Here is an 18,131-nt window from a genome sequence, read left to right on the forward strand (position 1 = left end):
GCGGCTTGTCGTGACACGCTGTGCCGACTCAACTTCAGCATAAAAGCAAACCCCGGGCCCCGACATAAGCGCCTTTCCTGTTTGCATGTAAGACTTGCTGAAGTGCAGCAGCGTGCCTCAGAACACTCGGGCCTGGGCCGGTGACACCGACACCGGTTTGACTGGCGGTGGCGGCTGTTGCTGCAACCAATGCATCACCGCGGCCACCGCATATTGCTGTTGGACATGTGTCAATGCGACACCCTCGGGAATGCCATGCCACTGGTACAGGCAACGGCGACAGCAGGTGGCGGTGGCATGCCGGGCGACAAATACCGGATGGCCGTGGAACGGGGTCTGCTTGCCATCGTTGGGCGGGATAGCCGGTGCCAGACGGGTGGCAACGAATTGCCCGGCATGCAGCAACAGCGTATCCGGCCCCGGTTTTCTGCAAGTAACGATATTCCGTCGCGGATAACCGAAACCGGCGCCGCAAGCGCGAATGCTTCAGTTGATCCAATACCAGAGACAATGAATGCAGGTATCTCGACTTGACGGCGGCGCCATCAAGCGCTCATCGCACTGCAACTGGCGGCGCAGGCGCGACAGGCGGCAGCACATTCGACGGTCACAATCCGCTCTGCGCATTGCGCTTCGCACTCGCGACAAATATCGGCACACAATGCACAGACCCGTTTGCTGTAAGGCGAGTGCATGACCTGCAAGCTGGCCGACAACGCACACAAGTTACTGCATGCCAGCAACAAGGCCGGCGACGGCAAGGCGGCGGCACCGGCTTCGGCCACCAAGTCAGACTCACTGATGGCCGCCAGTGTCGCCAGGCATACCTGATGACAATGGGTACAAGCGGCAATACAGTCGCGCATGGCGTCGTGCAAGGGATGGCTGCCGCCATCGCTGCGCACGGCATGACGGGGTTGCTGCTGCGGATTCCCGATGCCGGACGTCTTCATATGTCCTCCCTGAAAAACAGTTGCCTGCTACCCGACGGCGCATCCGATACTGCTGTCGCCGCCGGCAGTCAGGGAGCCGGAAATTGCCAGCCATCATTTGCTGGCGTCGAGCTTGGCCTTGAGCGCGTTGGCCATCTCCAGATGGTGTTCCAGATTGGGCAGGGTCTTGGCGGCGAAATCCTTGACCTCGGCATCCTTGGCTTCGGCGGCGCCCTTCTTGAACAGATCAACCGCATCCTTGTGCGCCGAAACGCCGATGGTGCCGACGTACTGTTCATCGAACGCAGCGCCATCCAACTTGCCGAGAATCGCAATCTTGGCGCGCTGTGTCACGCCCGGACGATCCGGCACCTTGAGATTTTTGGTGGCAGCCAATTTCTTGAGGCGGTCGCCGACGGTGGTATGCTCATCAATCATCAGCGTGGCGAACGTCTTGACGTCGGGATTGGCGGTCTTTTCGAGCGCCAGTTTGCTGGCTTCCACTTCGGCATTGCCGGCTTCAGCCGCATGTTCCAGAAAGGCCTTGTCTTTGTGTGGCAGTCCGTCGGCGCGTGCCTGCTGGATCGCCATCACCAATCCGACGGCACTCACCGCTGTGATGCCGAGCACCTTGATCAAGGTGCCGTTGCGGCGCGACAGAGGCAGGCGGAATTGCGGGCGAAATGAAAAAGATGACATACGGGTTCTCCTTGAACATGGGGAAAAATGAAATGCAGATGGCAGAAAACTTGCCATGTATCCACTGTAGGATGTGCGCGCTGCGAATGAAATCGGACACTCACTCTGCCGGCTGTAAGAATTGATGAGCGCATGCCGGCTACTTGTCGGGCGACATCCTCAGCCGGTGCTGTCAGTCGCATTCCAGAGCGCCTGGTAACGCCCGGCCGTTTGCGGTTTGATAAACAGCACCACCACTTCCGGATGCCGTTCGCGGATACGTGCCTCCATGGCAATCACCAGCGCTTCGATCTGCGGCGTACGCAAATCATCTTCAAACTCCACGCTCAACGCCGCCAGAATCTGATGCGGCGCCAGATGCACGGTTACCAGACCGTTGCCACCCACCACGCCATCCATCGCCGTCACCAGTTTCACGATCGAATCCTGCACTTGCTGATGCGCCCGTTCGCCGATCAGCAAGCCTTTGGTTTCGCGCGCCAGCATGGCGGCAGTAGCCGCCAGAATCAAGCCAATAACGATGGAAGCAATACCGTCAAACGCCGGCTGCTCAAAATACACCGAGCACCAAATGCCGATGAACGCTACTGCCAGACCAAGGATGGCGGCGGTATCTTCCAGCAACACAATGAACGTCGGCGGGTCCTTGCTGCGACGAAATTCGGCAAACAATTCCGAGTAGCGCTTCTTGCCCTTGAAGCGATTCAGCGTCAGCACCCATGAGCCGCCCTCAAATACGGCAGATGCCAGCAAAACCAGATAACTGACGCGGGCGCTTTCTATCGGTGTCGGTTGCAGAATGTGGCGCACGCCTTCATACATCGACATCCCGGCGCCGAGCGTAAAAATCAGGACCGCCACCACAAAGCTCCAAAAATACACTTCGCGACCATAACCGACCGGATGATCATGATCCGGTTTGCGTTCGGCGCGCCGCATGCCATACAGCAGCAACAATTCGTTGCCCATGTCGACCGCCGAATGAATGCTTTCACTAAGCATGGCTGAACTACCGGTCCACAGGGCGGCACCCAATTTGGTCAGGGCCACCATGAAGTTGCCGGCCAGCGCCGCATAGATGACCAGCGTCGATGACTGCTGCGGTTGCCGCAGTTTGCTCCACCAGCGCTGGCGCGGTGCATTCATGGTCAGCTGGGACTGTGATGGCCGCTGCCGGCCGGGCGCGATTGCGCAGATAAAGATACTGGCCGACTAGCGCCGCACACCAGGTCGCGGCATTGGCTGCGACGAAGACCCAGTTGCCGACTGCCGCGCTGTAAATCACGAACCCGGTTGACGCCGCCAGTTGACCGACAAACAACCACGGCGAGACGCCGCGACTGCTGCCGCTGCGCCATTGTTCAAACACTTGCGAACCCACCGTCAGCAACAAGATCAGGGCGCTGATCCAGCCCACGACATCCATCATCTGCCACGTCCTTTCCAGCCCCTTGCAACGCTCACAGCGGCGCTGCCGCACGCTTGCCCTGATCGAGGTAATGCGGCGACGTCAACGGATCGAAATCGGTCCAGTCGCCGTCCACAATACTGCCTTCGCTGTATTCCATGTCCACCGCGCCCAGTTCACGCAAGGTAGCGACAACCCGGCGTTGCTGTTCGTCATCAACAATGGCAACCGCCACCCGCATGCCGGCCCGCCGCACCTGATTTTCGTTGGCATGGGTGCCGTCGTCGCTGTCGGCGGTGGCATCCAGACTGCCGATCAGCGCCCCCACATGGGCCCCCGCCAGTGTTCCCAGTATCGGACCAACCGGGCCGGTAACCGGAGCCAGTACTGCGCCGGCCCCGGCACCGACGACCGCCCCGGCACCAGCGCCCGCCACCACGCCGACGTCGGTGTCGCTGGCGCCCGGTGATTTGTCACGGTCGCCGCCAATCGGGTACAAGTCATGCTGCCCGGCCGGGTTCAGGTAGAAGGTGGCAATCGCGGTGCGCGGATGGCCCGCCAACACCAGTTGGTCGACCGCATGTTCGGTCTCGTCCTGCAATTGAAATCGGCCCACGATGATGGATGACATAGCGTGCTTCCTTTCTGCGATGAATGCCTGATGACTGCCGGCAAGCCGGCACATGGCCAAAGACTACGCCGCGCCCGGTGGCGGCACGATAGGCGTCTGCCGCATTCGCCTGTAAGAAAAATCGTCAGCCGCTTGTTGCCGCGTCAACATCGTGCCCGCCAGCGCCATGGCGATGGTGACGCAATCCGGCAAGTGAAAATTCAGCCAGCGGCACCCCGTTTTCAGATGTCGTCTGACATCAAGCTACAGGATTGGCCGATTACCCTCGCCGCCATCGCGGTCGCAACATGAGAGTTCGATCTGCTTTCAGCCGGGCCCCCATGTTCCGCCTTGCCCGCAGCCTTCACTGCCGGCGCCGCCCGCTGCTTCAGCCAACCGGTGCGCACGCCATGACGTACCACCAGTTGCCGCCAGTGCGGATCAGGAAGAAGATTTATTTTCCGGCACGCTTGCCGGCTCTCGACTTGCGTTCCGGTGGCGCCCGGGCGGCGCCGCCACGCCGGTATCCGCCAGCGCTGCACTTCTCCTACAGCGATTTACCGCATCGCCCGATACCGCTGTCAGCATCAGCGCGCTAAGCTGAATTTTCATTCTTGTTGCCAAAGGAGTTGCCATGTCAGCCACTGTTGCCGAAATACTCGTTGATACCTTGTATCAGATCGGTGTGCGTCAGGTATTCGGCGTGGTCGGTGATGCACTCAATCCGTTTACGGACGCCATCCGGCGCGACAAACGTCTGGAGTGGATCGGCGTACGGCATGAAGAAGGCGCGGCACTGGCGGCGGCCGGTCAGGCCAAGCTGACCGGACGGCTCGGGGTATGCTGTGGCACCACCGGACCGGGCGCCAATCATTTGCTGGCAGGACTGTACGAAGCCCACAAGGATCATGCGCCGGTACTGGCGATTTCCGGCGGCGTGCCGGCCAGCCGGCGCGGTATCGATTATTTGCAGGAAAACACCCCCGACCTCTTGTTCCGTGACGTCGCGGTCTACACCCAGACCGTCGTCAGCGCCGAGCAGGCACCGCAAGTCATTCATCAGGCGATTGCCCAGGCCTATGCCCGGCGCGGCGTCGCCCATCTGAATATTCCGGCCGATATCATCGGCGCCAAGACCAGTACCGTGATGCGCAGCATCAACACCTTGCGGCCGCTGACCGACAACGCGCCACCGGCAGAAGAAATCGCCGCCGCTGCCAGCATGATCAATCAAGCCAAAAGCGTGGTGATTCTGGCCGGTAACGGCGCCCGTGGCGCAGTGGCTGAAATCACTGCACTCGCGGAAAAGCTGCAGGCGCCGGTGGTGCATACCTTCCGCGCCAAGGACATGCAAGCGTATGATCATCCGTGCTGGATCGGCGGCGTCGGCCTGATCGGCGGCGCTCCCGGCGTGGATGCCTTGCGGGATGCAGATCTGCTGCTGATGCTCGGTTCCGACTATCCCTACTCGGAATTCTTGCCCGGCAATACCCGTACCATTCAGATCGACGAACGCGGGTTCGTGCTGGGACGCCGGACCCCGGTCGAACTCGGCATCGCAGCCTCGGTGCAACCTGCCGTGCGGCAATTGCTGGCGCTGTGCGAAGGCCGCACCAACAATGCGTTTTTCAATCAGGTCAGTGAACACCGGCTGCGCTGGAACCAGATGCTGGACAAACATGCAGCGGTCGCCGGCGACAAGATCAAACCGCAGCGGCTGGCGCGCAAGATCAGCGATCATGCGCGCGCCGATGCGGTGTTCGTGGTCGATACCGGCGTCGTCACCTTGTGGTGCGGCAACTGGCTGCGCCAGAGCGGACAGCAACGCTTGCTGGCCTCCTTCAACAATGCCGCCGTCGGTACGTCACTCGGTCAGGCCAATGGCATCCAGGCACTGGATCGTGCGCGCCAGGTGCTCGTTGCGGTCGGCGACGGCGGCTTCACCATGCTGCTCGGCGAGTTCATGACCAGCGTCGAACACCGGCTGCCGGTCAAGGTCATCGTGTTCAACAACCGCGAATGGGGTCTGGTGCATCTGGAAATGGAGCAAGCCGGCTTGCCGGCATTCGCGGGCAGCGAATTTCCCAATCTGGATTTCGCTGCCTTCGCCTTGGCCTGCGGCGCGCAGGGCTTTACCGCGAAGACCCCGGCACAACTGGATCCGGCGCTGGAGCAACTGCTGGCGGCCCCCGGCCCGGCGGTATTGAATGTCTTCATCGATCCCAACGAACTACCGGCCATGCCGCACATCAAACTGGATCAGATCTGGCGCTTCGGTCTGGCCAAGGTACGCGAAACCATGCTGTCCATGACCGGCGCCTGAACCGCCCGCGCCACGCCGCGAGGCGACATCACCGCTGACACCGGATGCGGCGCATACTGCAAGCTGCATCCGCATTTCGGGAGATCAACCATGGAACTCGAAGGATCCTGTCACTGCGGCGCGGTGCATTTCCGCGTCGACAGCAGCACGCCGGTCCCCTATCAACGCTGCTACTGTTCGATCTGCCGCAAGACCCAGGGCGGCGGCGGTTACGCCGTCAACATCGGCGCCGACGCCAGTACCCTGAAAATACGCGGCCAGGACGATATCAGCATCTATCACGCCAAGATGAAAAACGGCCAGGGGCGCACCCACGCCAGCACCGCCGAACGCCATTTCTGCCGCCGCTGCGGCAGCGCGCTGTGGCTGTTCAGTCCGGAATGGCCGGAGCTGATACATCCGTTCGCCTCGGCGATCGATACCCCGCTGCCGGCGGCATCGCAACATACGCACATGATGCTGGCGTCGAAAGCGTCCTGGGTGGAAATCGACGGCGGCAGCCGCGACAAGCATTTCGACCAGTATCCCGAAGAATCGCTTGAGGTCTGGCATCAACGCGTCTGCCCCGGAAAATATTGATGATTTGACATCGGCCGGATTGTAGGCCGATTACTTATTTTGCCGTAGGATTCGTGCGTGACATTCTTGCCGCGTGGATAGTATTTATAATCCCGGTACCCGGGAGTGACCATGGCGGCCAGCCTGTGCATGTGCGGGTGCACCTGAGACTCCGACATAGAGAAAAAAGCATGCCGCGATTTACGCCCAGCGACGCCACCGATGCGCCGGCTCCGTACGCTTTCCTGCAAGGTCCCGGTATCATGGGCGACCTGATCCGTGCCCACGACTGGTCGCAAACCCCGCTCGGACCGCTCGACAACTGGCCGCAAAGCCTGCGCACCACGGTCAGCCTGATGCTCAATTCCTGTCATCCGATCTGGATCGGCTGGGGTCCCGAGATCACCTTTCTCTACAACGATGCCTACATCGGCGTACTCAGTTCGCTCAAACATCCGCACGCGCTGGGACGCCCTACCGCCGAAGTCTGGCATGAAGTATGGGATATCTGCGGTCCGCTGGCCGACAAGGTATTTGCCCGGGGCGAAGCGACCTCGGTGGAAGAACAACGCCTGTTCATGAATCGCGAGGATGGCGTGCGCGAGACCTATTATTCGTTTTCTTACAGCCCGATCCGGGATGAAAGCGGCGCCGTCGGCGGCCTGTTTTGTCCCAACACCGAAGTCACGGCCAAGTTCTTGCATGCGCGCCGCCTGCGCACCCTGTCGGAACTGGCGGCCGGCGCCCTGCTGGAAAAAACCACCATCACCGCTTGCGCCGCCACCGCCGCCGTACTGGCCGGCAACCCCGATGACATTCCGTTTGCGCTGCTCTACCTGAGCGATGCCGATGGCCGTCACGCGGTGCTGGAACAAAGCGTGCACGTATTGCCGGCGCATTACAGCGCACCCGCGCACATCGATCTGAGTACGCCGGAAAAATATCCGATCTGTCCGGTACATGATGTATTGGCCAGCGGCAGAGCGCAGATCATTGACGTCTCGACCTTGCATGACTTGCCGCGCGGACCGGCCAATCATCCCGTGCGCACCGCCATCGCATTGCCCCTGGCGGCATCGGGCAAGGAGCAGCCGGTCGGGGTATTGATCTTCGGCGTCAATCCCACCCGGCCGCTCGATGATGACTACCGTACCTTCTTCGAATTGCTGGCAGGTCAGGCGGCAACCGCCATCCGGAATGCCCGCAGCGCCGAAGACGAAAAGCGTCGCGCCGACCTGCTGGCCGAACTGGATCATGCCAAGACCACCTTCTTCAGCAATGTCAGCCACGAATTCCGCACGCCGCTGACCCTGATGCTGGGACCGCTCGACGACCTGCTGTCGGAGCCCAGCCTCGACTGGGCGGCACCACAGGTACAACAACTGGAACTGATCCGGCGCAACGCCCTGCGTCTGCAAAAACTGGTCAATACCCTGCTCGATTTTTCCCGCTTGCAGGCCAACAGCACGCAACCGGAATTTGTCGCGGTCGACCTGGCCGCCCTCACCGCCGACATTGCCAGCACCTTCCGCGCCACCATGGAAAGTGCCGGACTGACATTTGAAGTCGATTGTCCGACACTGACCGAAGCCGTCTTCGTTGATGTCGGCATGTGGGAAAAAATCATTTTGAATTTATTGTCGAATGCCTACAAATTCACGTTTGAAGGCAGCGTCACACTGACTCTGCGGCAACGCGACGAGCACGTCGTGGTGACCGTCAGCGATACCGGGGTCGGCGTCGCCGCCAGTGATCTGCCACTGCTGTTCAAGCGTTTTCATCGCGTCGCCGGCGCCCGCGCGCGCAGTCATGAAGGGTCCGGCATCGGCCTCGCGCTGGTACGCGATCTGCTGGCGCTGCATGGGGGCCAGATCGAAGTCGACAGCGCGCCCGCGCGCGGCACCCGCTTCACGCTGCACCTGCCGCTGGGTCACGCCCATGTGCCGGCCGCCGCCGTGGTAGCGGCAACGGATATCAGCATGCCGGCCGCGCTGCCGGTGAGCACCGCCGACGGCACGCTGGCCGCCAGCTATGTCGGTGAAGCCGAGCGCTGGAACAGCATGCAGGAACCCGTGGTCGCGGCTGCCACTGAACTGATGGCAGCTACCAGCACGCGCCACATGCGCGTGCTGGTGGCCGATGACAATGCCGATATGCGCGACTATCTGCGCAACCTGTTGTCGCCACGCTGGCAAGTGCTAACCGCTGCCAATGGCGTGCAGGCGTTGGCCGCAGTGCGCGAGCAGGCGCCGGATCTGATCGTCTCCGATGTCATGATGCCGGAACTCGATGGCTTCGGACTGCTGGCGGCGGTACGCGCCGAAATGAGCGATCACAATCTGCCCTTCATTCTGCTGTCGGCGCGGGCCGGCGAAGAAGCGCGACTCGACGGTCTGCTGGCCGGCGCTGATGAATACATGGTGAAGCCGTTTTCCGGACGCGAGCTGGTCGCCCGTATCGAAGCCATGCTGTTGCGCTCGCAACTGCGCCAGGTCGAACAACGACATGCTGCCCGCATGGCGACGGTATTTGCCCAGGCGCCGGTCGGCATCGCCATCACGCGCGGCGCAGAACATGTTTTTGAACTGGCCAATTCGCATTATTGCGATCTGGTCGGACGTCAATCGCTGGTCGGCAAGACCGTCAAGGATGCCATGCCGGAACTGGCCGGCCAGTGCATCTTTGCATTGCTCGATGAAGTCTATCGCGAAGGCAAACCACATATCGGGCGTTCCCTGCGAGTCGAACTGCAACAGCCCGACGGCACCCTGCGGGTCTGCTATTTCGATTTCGTTTACCAGCCGATGTTCGATACCGGCGGCCAACCGGAAGGCATCGCCGTGGTAGCGTTCGACGTCAGCGAGCTGACGCGGGCACGGCAAAACGCCGAGGTCGCCAACCGCACCAAGGATGAATTCATCGCCATCCTCGGACATGAATTGCGCAACCCGCTCACCCCCATCATGACCGCAGTGCAACTGATGCGTCTGCGCGGCAATGCCGGCACCGAACGAGAATGCAACATCATCGAACGGCAAGCGCGCCATCTGGTGCGGCTGGTCGATGATTTGCTCGATGTGTCACGGGTCGCGCAAGGCAAGATCGTACTCAAGAAACACGTGCTGGAAATTGCCGAGATCGTCGCCAAGGCAGTGGAAACGGCGAGTCCGTTACTGGAAGAACGCCAGCACCGGCTGAACATCTCGGTGGCGGCACAAGGCTTGCAGGTAGAAGCCGATCCCGAACGGCTGCCCCAGGTGTTTGCCAACCTGCTGACGAATGCCGGCAAATACACTGAAAATCGCGGCGATATCACGCTCAGCGCGCTGCGCGAAGGTGAACACATTGTGTTGCGGGTGGTGGATAGCGGCGTCGGTATCAGTGCCGACATGCTGCCCCACGTGTTCGACATGTTTTCGCAGGAAGCACAAAGTCTGGACCGCGCCAAAGGCGGCATCGGGCTCGGGCTGGCGATCTCGCGCAGCCTGACGCAATTGCATGGCGGCAGCATCAGCGCCAGCAGCGGTGGCCGCGATCAGGGCAGCGTGTTCACCGTGCGGCTGCCGGCAGCCACCGGCGTGACGGCCACCGCGATTGCCCATCCCCGTCTGCCGGAGCGGGCCAACAGTGGACTTTCCTGTCCGATTCTGGTGGTCGATGACAACGCGGATGCGGCCCAGATCTTGTCCGAGCTGCTCACCTTCTGCGGCTATCAGGTGCGCGTCGCCGGCGACGGTCCGTCGGCACTCCACGTAGTGCAAAGCTTCACGCCCCGCATTGCGTTGCTGGATATCGGTTTGCCGATCATGGATGGCTACGAACTGGCCGGTCATCTGCGTACCCAACCCGGTCTGGCGCAGTTGCAGATGGTGGCGCTCACCGGGTACGGTCAGGCCACCGACCGCCAGCGCTCAGCGCAGGCGGGATTTGTGCGGCATCTGGTGAAACCGGTGGATATCGATACGCTGGAAGCGGTGATCCGGGAATTGCTGGCGCCACCGCCAGCCTGAGGCCTGAGCCGCGGGGCTGCGGCCAGGTTCAGGAACGCGCGGCCGGCGACTGCCGGCGCAAGCGCTTCAGCAAGGCATTGGTGGAACTGTCATGGGTCAGCGGCAAACTGCTGTCAGCCAGCTCGGCACTGGTGCGCTTGGCCAGCGCCTTGCCCAGTTCAACGCCCCATTGATCAAACGAGTCCACATTCCAGATCACCCCTTGGGTAAACACGCTGTGTTCATACAGGGCAATCATTGCGCCCAGCGCATGCGGCGTGAGGCGCTGCATCAACAAGGTATTGCTGGGACGATTGCCTTCGAAGCTGCGATGCGACACCAGTTCTTCCGGGGTGCCGGCGGCACGCACTTCTTGCGCACTCTTGCCGAACGCCAGTGCCTCGGCCTGAGCGCACATGCTGGCCATGAGCAACTGATGCTGCTCAGGCGTGCGGGTCAGCGGCTCGCAAAAGCCGATGAAGTCGCATGGCACCATTCGGGTTCCCTGATGCAGTAACTGATAAAACGAATGCTGGCCATTGATGCCGCTGTCGCCCCAGTACACCGGCGACGTCTGATAGGACACCGGCGCGCCGTCCAGCGTGGTCTGTTTGCCGTTGCTCTCCATCGCCAGTTGTTGCAGATAGGCCGGGAATTTTTTCAGCGACCGGCTGTAAGGCAACACGACCTGGCTGTGCGCCTGAAAAAAATTGTTGTACCACACCGTCAGCATGCCCATCAGCACCGGCAAATTCTGCTCCAGCGGGGTCTCGCGGAAATGCCGGTCCATGGCATGGGAGCCGGCCAGCAGGTCACGAAAACCGTCTTCACCAATCGCGATCATCAATGACAGGCCGATAGCCGACGTCAGCGAATAGCGCCCTCCCACCCAGTCCCAGAAACCGAACATGTTGTCGCGCGCAATGCCGAATTTCCCGGCCGCGGCGGTATTGGTGGTGACGGCGGAAAAATGCCGTGCCACTGCCCGCTCATCGCCCAGCGCTTGCACCAGCCAGTCGCGCGCCAGTCTGGCGTTGCTAAGGGTCTCCATGGTGGTAAAGGTCTTGGAGCAAACGATGAACAGGGTCTGGTCGGCCGCCAGCCCGTGAATCGCCTGTTCGAAATCCGCACCGTCCACATCCGACACGAAACGCACATCGAGTTCGGCGTCGGCGTAATGACGCAGCGCTTCGACTGCCATCATCGGTCCAAGGTCAGAGCCACCAATGCCGATATTGATGACATGCCGGATCGGCTTGCCGGTAAAACCGGGCCACTCACCGGTGCGAATCTGCGCGGAGAACTTGCCCATCCGTTGCAACACCTTTTGCACCGGTGCAATGACATCTTTGCCATCGACCCGCAAACTGCTGTTGGCCGGTGCGCGCAAAGCGGTGTGCAGCACTGCGCGCTGTTCCGTGGCATTGATCCTGTCGCCGCTGAACATGGCTTCGATACGTTGTCGCAAACCGCACTCGCGCGCCAGGCGCATCAACAGCCGCAGCGTCTGATCGGTGACCAGATTCTTGGAATAATCGAGATAGATGCCGGCGCCTTCTGCGCTGAGCCGGGTACCGCGCCCGGCGTCCTGCGCAAACAGATCGCGCAAGTGCACATGCCGGGCTTGCTGCCGGTAATGTTGTTCCAGCAATTTCCACGCGGTCTTCTGGGTCAGGTCGATCTGGGTGAACGGAATAATTGCCGGGGAAAAGCTGGTACGCAACGGAGTCATGTCGGGTCCTTCGATTTTTGCAAACAAGAGAGAGTTGGCTTGCGCCTGTGCAAAAATAGTAAGCCCGACAGCAAGAGATAGCGATAGGACGGCTCCGCTTATTTCTGTAGGAGAAGTCGCGCATGATGGCGACGTGCCGGACCCGGGTCAACGAACTGGCGCGGGGCCGCACCAAAAACCTGGAAGCACCGTCCTGGCGATGGGACAGCGTCATCGATCTGGTTGCCACGCATGAACGCGCCTATCTGGATCATTGCAACAGATATGCACGTGAAGCGTGATGGCCAGCCTGGCCACCGGCAACGCGGTCAGGCGCCGGCTGACCGCTGGCGGTTGGGCAAAATGAAACTGAAGCGCGAACCGGTGCCGACTTCGCTTTCCACATGCAGCGTGCCTTCATGCACCTCGACGAATGCCTTGAATATCGTCAGGCCCAAACCGAGGCCACCCTGGTCCCGGGTTTCGCTTTCGTACTTGTCGAATATCTTGTCCAGCCGATCCGGCGCGATACCGCAGCCGTTGTCACGCACCCAGCATTCGACCCCGCTGCCGTCAGCATTCGCCGCCGCACCGATCACCACCTCGCCGCGCGGGGTATGCGTGATCGCATTGGCGATCAGATTTTGTATCATGCGTCGCAGCAGGTGGGCATCGGCGTAGATCTCCAGCTCTTCCGGCACATCATTGATCAGTTTGGCGCTGCCGGTGCCGGCGACCGGATTGAGGTCGTACACCAGACTCTCGACCAGTGGCCACAGATCAAGTTGGCGACGTTCCAGCCGCACGCCGCTTTCGGTTTCCAGGTTGGCATTTTCCTCAATGACATTGGCTACCAGCAAGGACAGGGTCTGCACATTGCGCTGCAATACCTTGAGCATTTTGACCGCTTGCGGCTCGTCCGTCTTGCCGGAAAACTGCACCTCCAGCACTTTCGACGCCAGCGCCACCGCGTTGAGCGGCGTGCGCAGGTCATGCGCGATAAACGCCAGATACTCATTGCGCCGGCGCTGCACTTCCAGCGCCCGGTTCATCGAAAAGGTCTGGACCGCGAGGCCGATGGCGCTGTCGAACACCAGATTGAGGATGTGAAACGGTTTTCCTTGCAGATTGATGCCATGCTCACTGGCCAGATCGTGAATGCAGCCGCGCAAAATATTGTATTCGGCCACTACCTCCTCGATCATGTACCCGTCGTGCAGGCGCTGCAGGCCGTGCTCGGGCGGCGTACCTTCGGCCAGCACGTCGGCGGTGGCGGCATCGGAATTGCGCCGGAATGCCTGTGATACTTCGACCAGCAGCGCCGGTATGTGGTCGTTGAGGGTGGGCGTGCTGAGTTCACGCGCCGACGGCAAGGCGCGCACCAGGCCTCGCCAACGCGTCAGCAGCACCTCCCGATGCTGATGGACGAGATCGGACAGCTGTATGAGCGGATTAATAGTGCTCTCCTGATGGGAATGGGCCGCGCACAACGGTCTGAGAGCTGGTCATCAGCGCTGCGCCGGCCGGGGTTCAGTGCATCAGTGTGCGATCGCGGCGGGCGCGACCTGCAACTGGCGATGGATGCAATCGAGAATGTTCTGCAACTCATCGATATCATACGGCTTCGGCAGCGAAAATGTATTGCTGTCGACATTTTTCCGGACTTGAGCGCCATACCCCGAGGCATAGATGATTTTCAATGCCGGGTTGGTTTCACTGACCTTGCGTACCAGTTCAATGCCCGACATGCCAGGCAGACTGATGTCGGTAAACAAGACATCATAAGCGTCTTGTTCCAAAGCGCTCAGCGCGAACTCGCCGCTGGCCACGCCGTTGGCACGATGACCGAGCACGTTGAGCAATTCGCACACCAGCACTTGCGAATCGAGATTATCTTCCACCACAAGAATGTGCAGAGAAGCATCGTCATGTGTCTTCCCGATATCCGATATTCGTTCCATCATCTTCGCCTGTATTGTTGGTTGTTGCCGGTATGCGGTTACAGCAAGGGTAAAACATCATCCGCTTGCCGCTATTGCTGACAGCCCTATCAGAGCAACTGTCGCCGGGGGTTCCGCTTGGACTACGCATACCGCATAGTAAAGCATTCGGCGCTCGATTAATCCATGTCAAAAAGACCATAAAAAAACGAACAATCCTTGCTGGCACTGGGATTGCGGGCGCCCTTCAGAATGTCTTACAAGACTTTCAGGAGTTCACTGACAAGTCGAAAAAAGGGCCGCTGCTAAATTCGGATCTTCATATAAAACTAATATTCCACCGTGCCCATCACGCCCACCAACATGGCTCAAACCACCACCTCCTCTGCTGCCACCGAGCGCTGCCCGACCGGCATTGCCGGTCTCGATACGATTCTGGGCGGCGGTCTGACCAAACATCGTCTGTACTTGCTGGAAGGCACTCCCGGTACCGGCAAGACGACCTGCGGCCTGCAATTCCTGCTGACCGGGCTGGCCAATGGCGAATCCGGTCTCTACATCACCTTGTCGGAAACCGCATCCGAGTTGCGGGCGGTAGCGGCGTCGCATGGCTGGTCGCTGGAAGGTCTGACACTGTATGAACTGATTGATGAAGAAAATCTCAATCCCGATTTCCAGCAAACGATTCTCCATCCGTCCGAAATTGAACTCGGCGAGACCATCAACAATGTCATGCGGCTGGTCGATGAACTGAAACCGAGCCGGGTGATTTTCGACAGCCTGTCGGAAATGCGGCTGCTGGCGCAAAATTCCTTGCGCTACCGGCGTCAGATCCTGGCATTCAAGCATTTTTTCTCGACCCGCAATTGCACCGTCCTGCTATTGGATGACCGCAGCACCGAGGTGGGCGATCTGCAACTGCACAGCATCGTGCATGGCGTCATCCGGCTCGAACAACTGCCGCAGGAATTCGGCAACGAGCGGCGCCGGCTGCACATCATCAAAATGCGCGGCATCAAATTCAGCGGCGGGTATCATGATTTCGTACTGGAAACCGGCGGCATGTCGCTGTTTCCTCGTCTGGTCGCGTCGAACCACCCCAACCGCTTCGACGATACGGTTGTCAGCACCGGGGTGGCGGAATTCGACGCCTTGCTGGGCGGCGGTCTGGTGCGTGGCACCAATACCTTGCTGAACGGACCGTCCGGCGTCGGCAAGACGACTACCGCGATAGGCTGCGTACTCAGTGCGCTGCAACGCGGTGAACGGGCCGCCTATTACCTGTTCGACGAAGGAATCGATACGCTGCTGAGCCGCTCGCGTTCGCTCGGCATGGACATCTCCCCTTATCTGGAAGACGGCAGCCTGGTGCTGTATCAGATCAATCCGGCCGCGCTGTCGCCCGGTGAATTCACCACCCGCATCCGTCATGCGGTCGAAGTCGAGAACCGCAAATTCGCCGTCATCGACAGTCTCAACGCTTATCTGCAAGCCATGCCGGGAGAGAAATTCCTGTTACTGCAAATGCATGAGATCTTGAGCTATCTGAGCCGGCAGGGAGTCACCACCATGCTGGTGTTGGGCCAGCACGGTCTGGTCGGCGAAATTCGCTCGGACGTCGATCTCAGTTACCTCAGTGATTCGGTCGTAATGTTTCGGTATTTTGAAGCGCATGGCGATATCGCCACCGCCATCTCGGTCATCAAGAGTCGCACCAATCATCATGCCCGTACCATTCACGAGTTTCGTCTGCAACCGCAGAACGGCTTGCAAATCGGCCCGCCCCTGAAAAATTTTGAAGGCATCCTGAGCGGCCTGCCGACGTATCGCGGCGCGACTCCCATGATGAACAGCAATGCCGATTGATGTTCCCATCGAAGAACGCATTCTGATTCTCGCGCCCCAAGGCAGAGATGCCGACGTCATTCGGCAAACTTTGTCGCAGCACGGCCTGAACTGCCTCATTTGCGCCGGCTATGCCGAGCTGATGCAGCAGCTGCACATCGGCGCCGGCGCCGCCCTGATCACCGAAGAGGGTTTCAACGGCGCCGATTTTTCCTTGCTGCACCAATGGCTGGAAAAGCAGGAATCGTGGTCCGACTTTCCGTTCGTGATTCTCAGCGCCAGACAGTCCGGACAGAATCGCCACCCGGCACTGGATGTGCTTGAGCATCTGGTCAACATGATTTTGCTGGAGCGCCCGATCAATGCCGAAACCTTGCTGCGTGCCAGCGTCTCGGCGTTGCGGGCACGCCGCCGGCAATATTTGAGCCGCCGCCATCTGCAAGAAGGCGCGCGCTCGGAGGAACATCTGCGGTTGGCGCTGAATGCCGGTCAGCTTGGTTCGTGGAGCCTGGAGCTGGCGACTTCCGTGCTGCAGGTATCGGCGACCTGCAAACGGCATTTCGGCTTTTCTGAAGACAGTGAGTTTACCTACGACGATCTGCTGCACGCGATTCATCCCAATGATCGTCAGCGCCATCGCGACGTGATTGAAACGGCGGTCGCTTCCAGCAAGGATTTCTCGATTGAATACCAGGTGCTGTGGCCGGATCAGTCGGTGCACTGGATACAGATTCGCGGCCAGACCGTGCTCAATCGGATCGGAATTCCGGTACGCATGGCCGGCATTTCACTGGATATCAGCGACCGCCGCGAAGCCGAAAACCATTTGCTGGAAAACCAGAGCGCATTGCGCCGCTTCAACGACACGCTGGAATTGCGGATTCAGGAGCGGACCTCGGAACTGGCGCAGGCCAATGATCGCCTGATGCGCGAAATGGCTGAACGCGAACGGACCCAGATTGCCCTGATGCAGGCCCAGAAAATGGAAGCCATCGGCCGCCTCACCGGCGGCATCGCGCATGATTTCAACAACCTGTTGAATGTCATCATCGGCAATGTCGATCTGATCGAACGGCTGGCCGATAACGAACGCATCAAACGCATGGCCAATTCGGCGCGCAACGCCACCAAGCGCGGCGCCAAACTGACCGGCCAGTTGCTGGCCTTTTCGCGCAATCAAAGCCTCGATCTGAAGCCGGTCGAAATCGAATCGCTGGTCGAGGGCATGAAGGATCTGATCGCGGTGTCGGTCGGCGCCAACATTCATGTCACCTTCGAGATCGCCCCCGGCCTGCCGCGCGCCGTGGCCGATCTCAACCAACTGGAAATGGCGATTCTCAATCTCGCCATCAATGCCCGCGATGCCATGGCCGACGGCGGCAACCTGCAAATCATCGTGTCCTTGCGCGATGCCGCTGACGGCATTCTCACCTCCGGCACCTATGTCGTGATTGCGGTCAAGGACAGCGGCTCAGGCATACCGCAGGAAATACTCGGCAAGGTATTTGATCCGTTCTTTACCACCAAGCCGGTCGACAAAGGCACCGGCCTCGGACTCAGCCAGGTCTATGGCATTGCCAACCAATCCGGTGGTCTGGCGCGCATCGACAGCACGGTCGGCAAAGGCACCACGGTCGAAGTCTGGCTGCCGGTGGCGTCGGTCGAAGCAGTGCCGGCGCCCGACCCGCAATCGCAGGAACTGCAATTGCCGCTCAAGGAATCCGGCAATATTCTGGTCATTGAAGATGACAACGAAGTGCGGCAATTCATCGTCGAGTCGCTGGAGATTCTGGGCTATGCTGTGCAACATGCCGAAAACGGCTGGTTCGGTCTGGAAAAGCTGCAACACGAAAACTTCGATCTGATGATCGTCGACTTTCTGATGCCAGGCATGAACGGCGCCGAGGTGATCGCCGCCGTGCGCGAACGCTATCCGCATCTGCCGATCATCATGGCAACCGGTTATGCCGACATGCAGGCGGTGGAAAAAGTCATCGGACTGGATGCGGTGTTGCGCAAGCCATTCCAGATTTCCGATCTGGCCGGCAGCGTCAAACGCGCCCTCAATGCCAATCATCCCGGCAATGGCAAATCTCCGTCCGCACACTGAACCACA

At 60.1% G+C, this 18,131-nt stretch carries 14 protein-coding genes; 6 read left to right on the forward strand and 8 right to left on the reverse strand.

Translation table 11 applies throughout. From position 1 onward, the window contains the following. Positions 1–117: 117 nt before the first annotated feature. The 5 genes from AKL27_RS16690 to AKL27_RS16715 form a co-directional block, all read right to left on the reverse strand. Positions 118–405, reverse strand: coding sequence for a DUF4186 family protein (locus tag AKL27_RS16690; protein WP_232311013.1), 288 nt, complete (start codon positions 403–405; stop codon positions 118–120). A gap of 140 nt (positions 406–545) precedes the next feature. Next, positions 546–953, reverse strand: coding sequence for a hypothetical protein (locus AKL27_RS16695; RefSeq protein WP_050463980.1), 408 nt, complete (start codon positions 951–953; stop codon positions 546–548). Positions 954–1,046: 93 nt separating this feature from the next. Further along, positions 1,047–1,631: a DUF4142 domain-containing protein gene (locus AKL27_RS16700; protein WP_050463981.1), complete on the reverse strand. Its 585-nt coding sequence runs from the start codon at positions 1,629–1,631 to the stop codon at positions 1,047–1,049. Positions 1,632–1,790: 159 nt separating this feature from the next. Further along, positions 1,791–2,777 carry a cation diffusion facilitator family transporter gene (locus AKL27_RS16705; protein WP_050463982.1) on the reverse strand — a complete coding sequence of 329 codons (987 nt, stop codon included), beginning with the start codon at positions 2,775–2,777 and terminating at the stop codon, positions 1,791–1,793. Positions 2,778–3,091: 314 nt separating this feature from the next. Next, positions 3,092–3,670, reverse strand: a complete 579-nt coding sequence (locus AKL27_RS16715) for a hypothetical protein (protein WP_050463983.1) — start codon at positions 3,668–3,670, stop codon at positions 3,092–3,094. A gap of 613 nt (positions 3,671–4,283) precedes the next feature. Between AKL27_RS16715 and AKL27_RS16720 the strand changes: the two genes are divergently transcribed. From AKL27_RS16720 to AKL27_RS16730, 3 genes are all read left to right on the forward strand, one after another. Further along, positions 4,284–5,972: a thiamine pyrophosphate-binding protein gene (locus tag AKL27_RS16720; RefSeq protein ID WP_050463984.1), complete on the forward strand. Its 1,689-nt coding sequence runs from the start codon at positions 4,284–4,286 to the stop codon at positions 5,970–5,972. Positions 5,973–6,062: 90 nt separating this feature from the next. Next, positions 6,063–6,551, forward strand: coding sequence for a GFA family protein (locus AKL27_RS16725; protein ID WP_050463985.1), 489 nt, complete (start codon positions 6,063–6,065; stop codon positions 6,549–6,551). A gap of 170 nt (positions 6,552–6,721) precedes the next feature. After that, positions 6,722–10,540, forward strand: coding sequence for an ATP-binding protein (locus AKL27_RS16730; protein ID WP_050463986.1), 3,819 nt, complete (start codon positions 6,722–6,724; stop codon positions 10,538–10,540). A gap of 28 nt (positions 10,541–10,568) precedes the next feature. On the opposite strand, the gene pgi is transcribed toward AKL27_RS16730, so the two are convergent. Further along, a complete protein-coding gene (gene pgi, locus AKL27_RS16735; RefSeq protein WP_050464027.1) occupies positions 10,569–12,251 on the reverse strand; it encodes a glucose-6-phosphate isomerase in 1,683 nt (560 codons plus the stop codon). A gap of 122 nt (positions 12,252–12,373) precedes the next feature. On the opposite strand from pgi, the gene AKL27_RS27795 reads away from it, so the two are divergent. Then, positions 12,374–12,532, forward strand: coding sequence for a hypothetical protein (locus AKL27_RS27795; protein WP_198155993.1), 159 nt, complete (start codon positions 12,374–12,376; stop codon positions 12,530–12,532). Positions 12,533–12,559: 27 nt separating this feature from the next. Here the strand turns inward: AKL27_RS27795 and AKL27_RS16740 are convergent, their stop codons facing one another. Further along, positions 12,560–13,639 (reverse strand): sensor histidine kinase, encoded by a 1,080-nt coding sequence (locus tag AKL27_RS16740; protein ID WP_232311014.1) that lies wholly within the window; start codon positions 13,637–13,639, stop codon positions 12,560–12,562. Between the two features lie 129 nt (positions 13,640–13,768). Continuing rightward, positions 13,769–14,191 (reverse strand): response regulator, encoded by a 423-nt coding sequence (locus tag AKL27_RS16745; protein WP_232311015.1) that lies wholly within the window; start codon positions 14,189–14,191, stop codon positions 13,769–13,771. 342 nt (positions 14,192–14,533) lie between these two features. Between AKL27_RS16745 and AKL27_RS16750 the strand changes: the two genes are divergently transcribed. Both AKL27_RS16750 and AKL27_RS16755 read left to right on the forward strand, forming a co-directional pair. Next, a complete protein-coding gene (locus tag AKL27_RS16750) occupies positions 14,534–16,036 on the forward strand; it encodes an ATPase domain-containing protein (protein WP_050463988.1) in 1,503 nt (500 codons plus the stop codon). Next, positions 16,026–18,125 carry a hybrid sensor histidine kinase/response regulator gene (locus AKL27_RS16755; protein WP_050463989.1) on the forward strand — a complete coding sequence of 700 codons (2,100 nt, stop codon included), beginning with the start codon at positions 16,026–16,028 and terminating at the stop codon, positions 18,123–18,125. Before AKL27_RS16750 ends, AKL27_RS16755 begins: the two co-directional genes overlap by 11 nt. The last annotated feature ends 6 nt before the right edge of the window (positions 18,126–18,131 follow it).

Source organism: Herbaspirillum autotrophicum (assembly GCF_001189915.1).
In the GTDB taxonomy this organism is placed as follows: Bacteria; Pseudomonadota; Gammaproteobacteria; order Burkholderiales; family Burkholderiaceae_D; genus Herbaspirillum; species Herbaspirillum autotrophicum.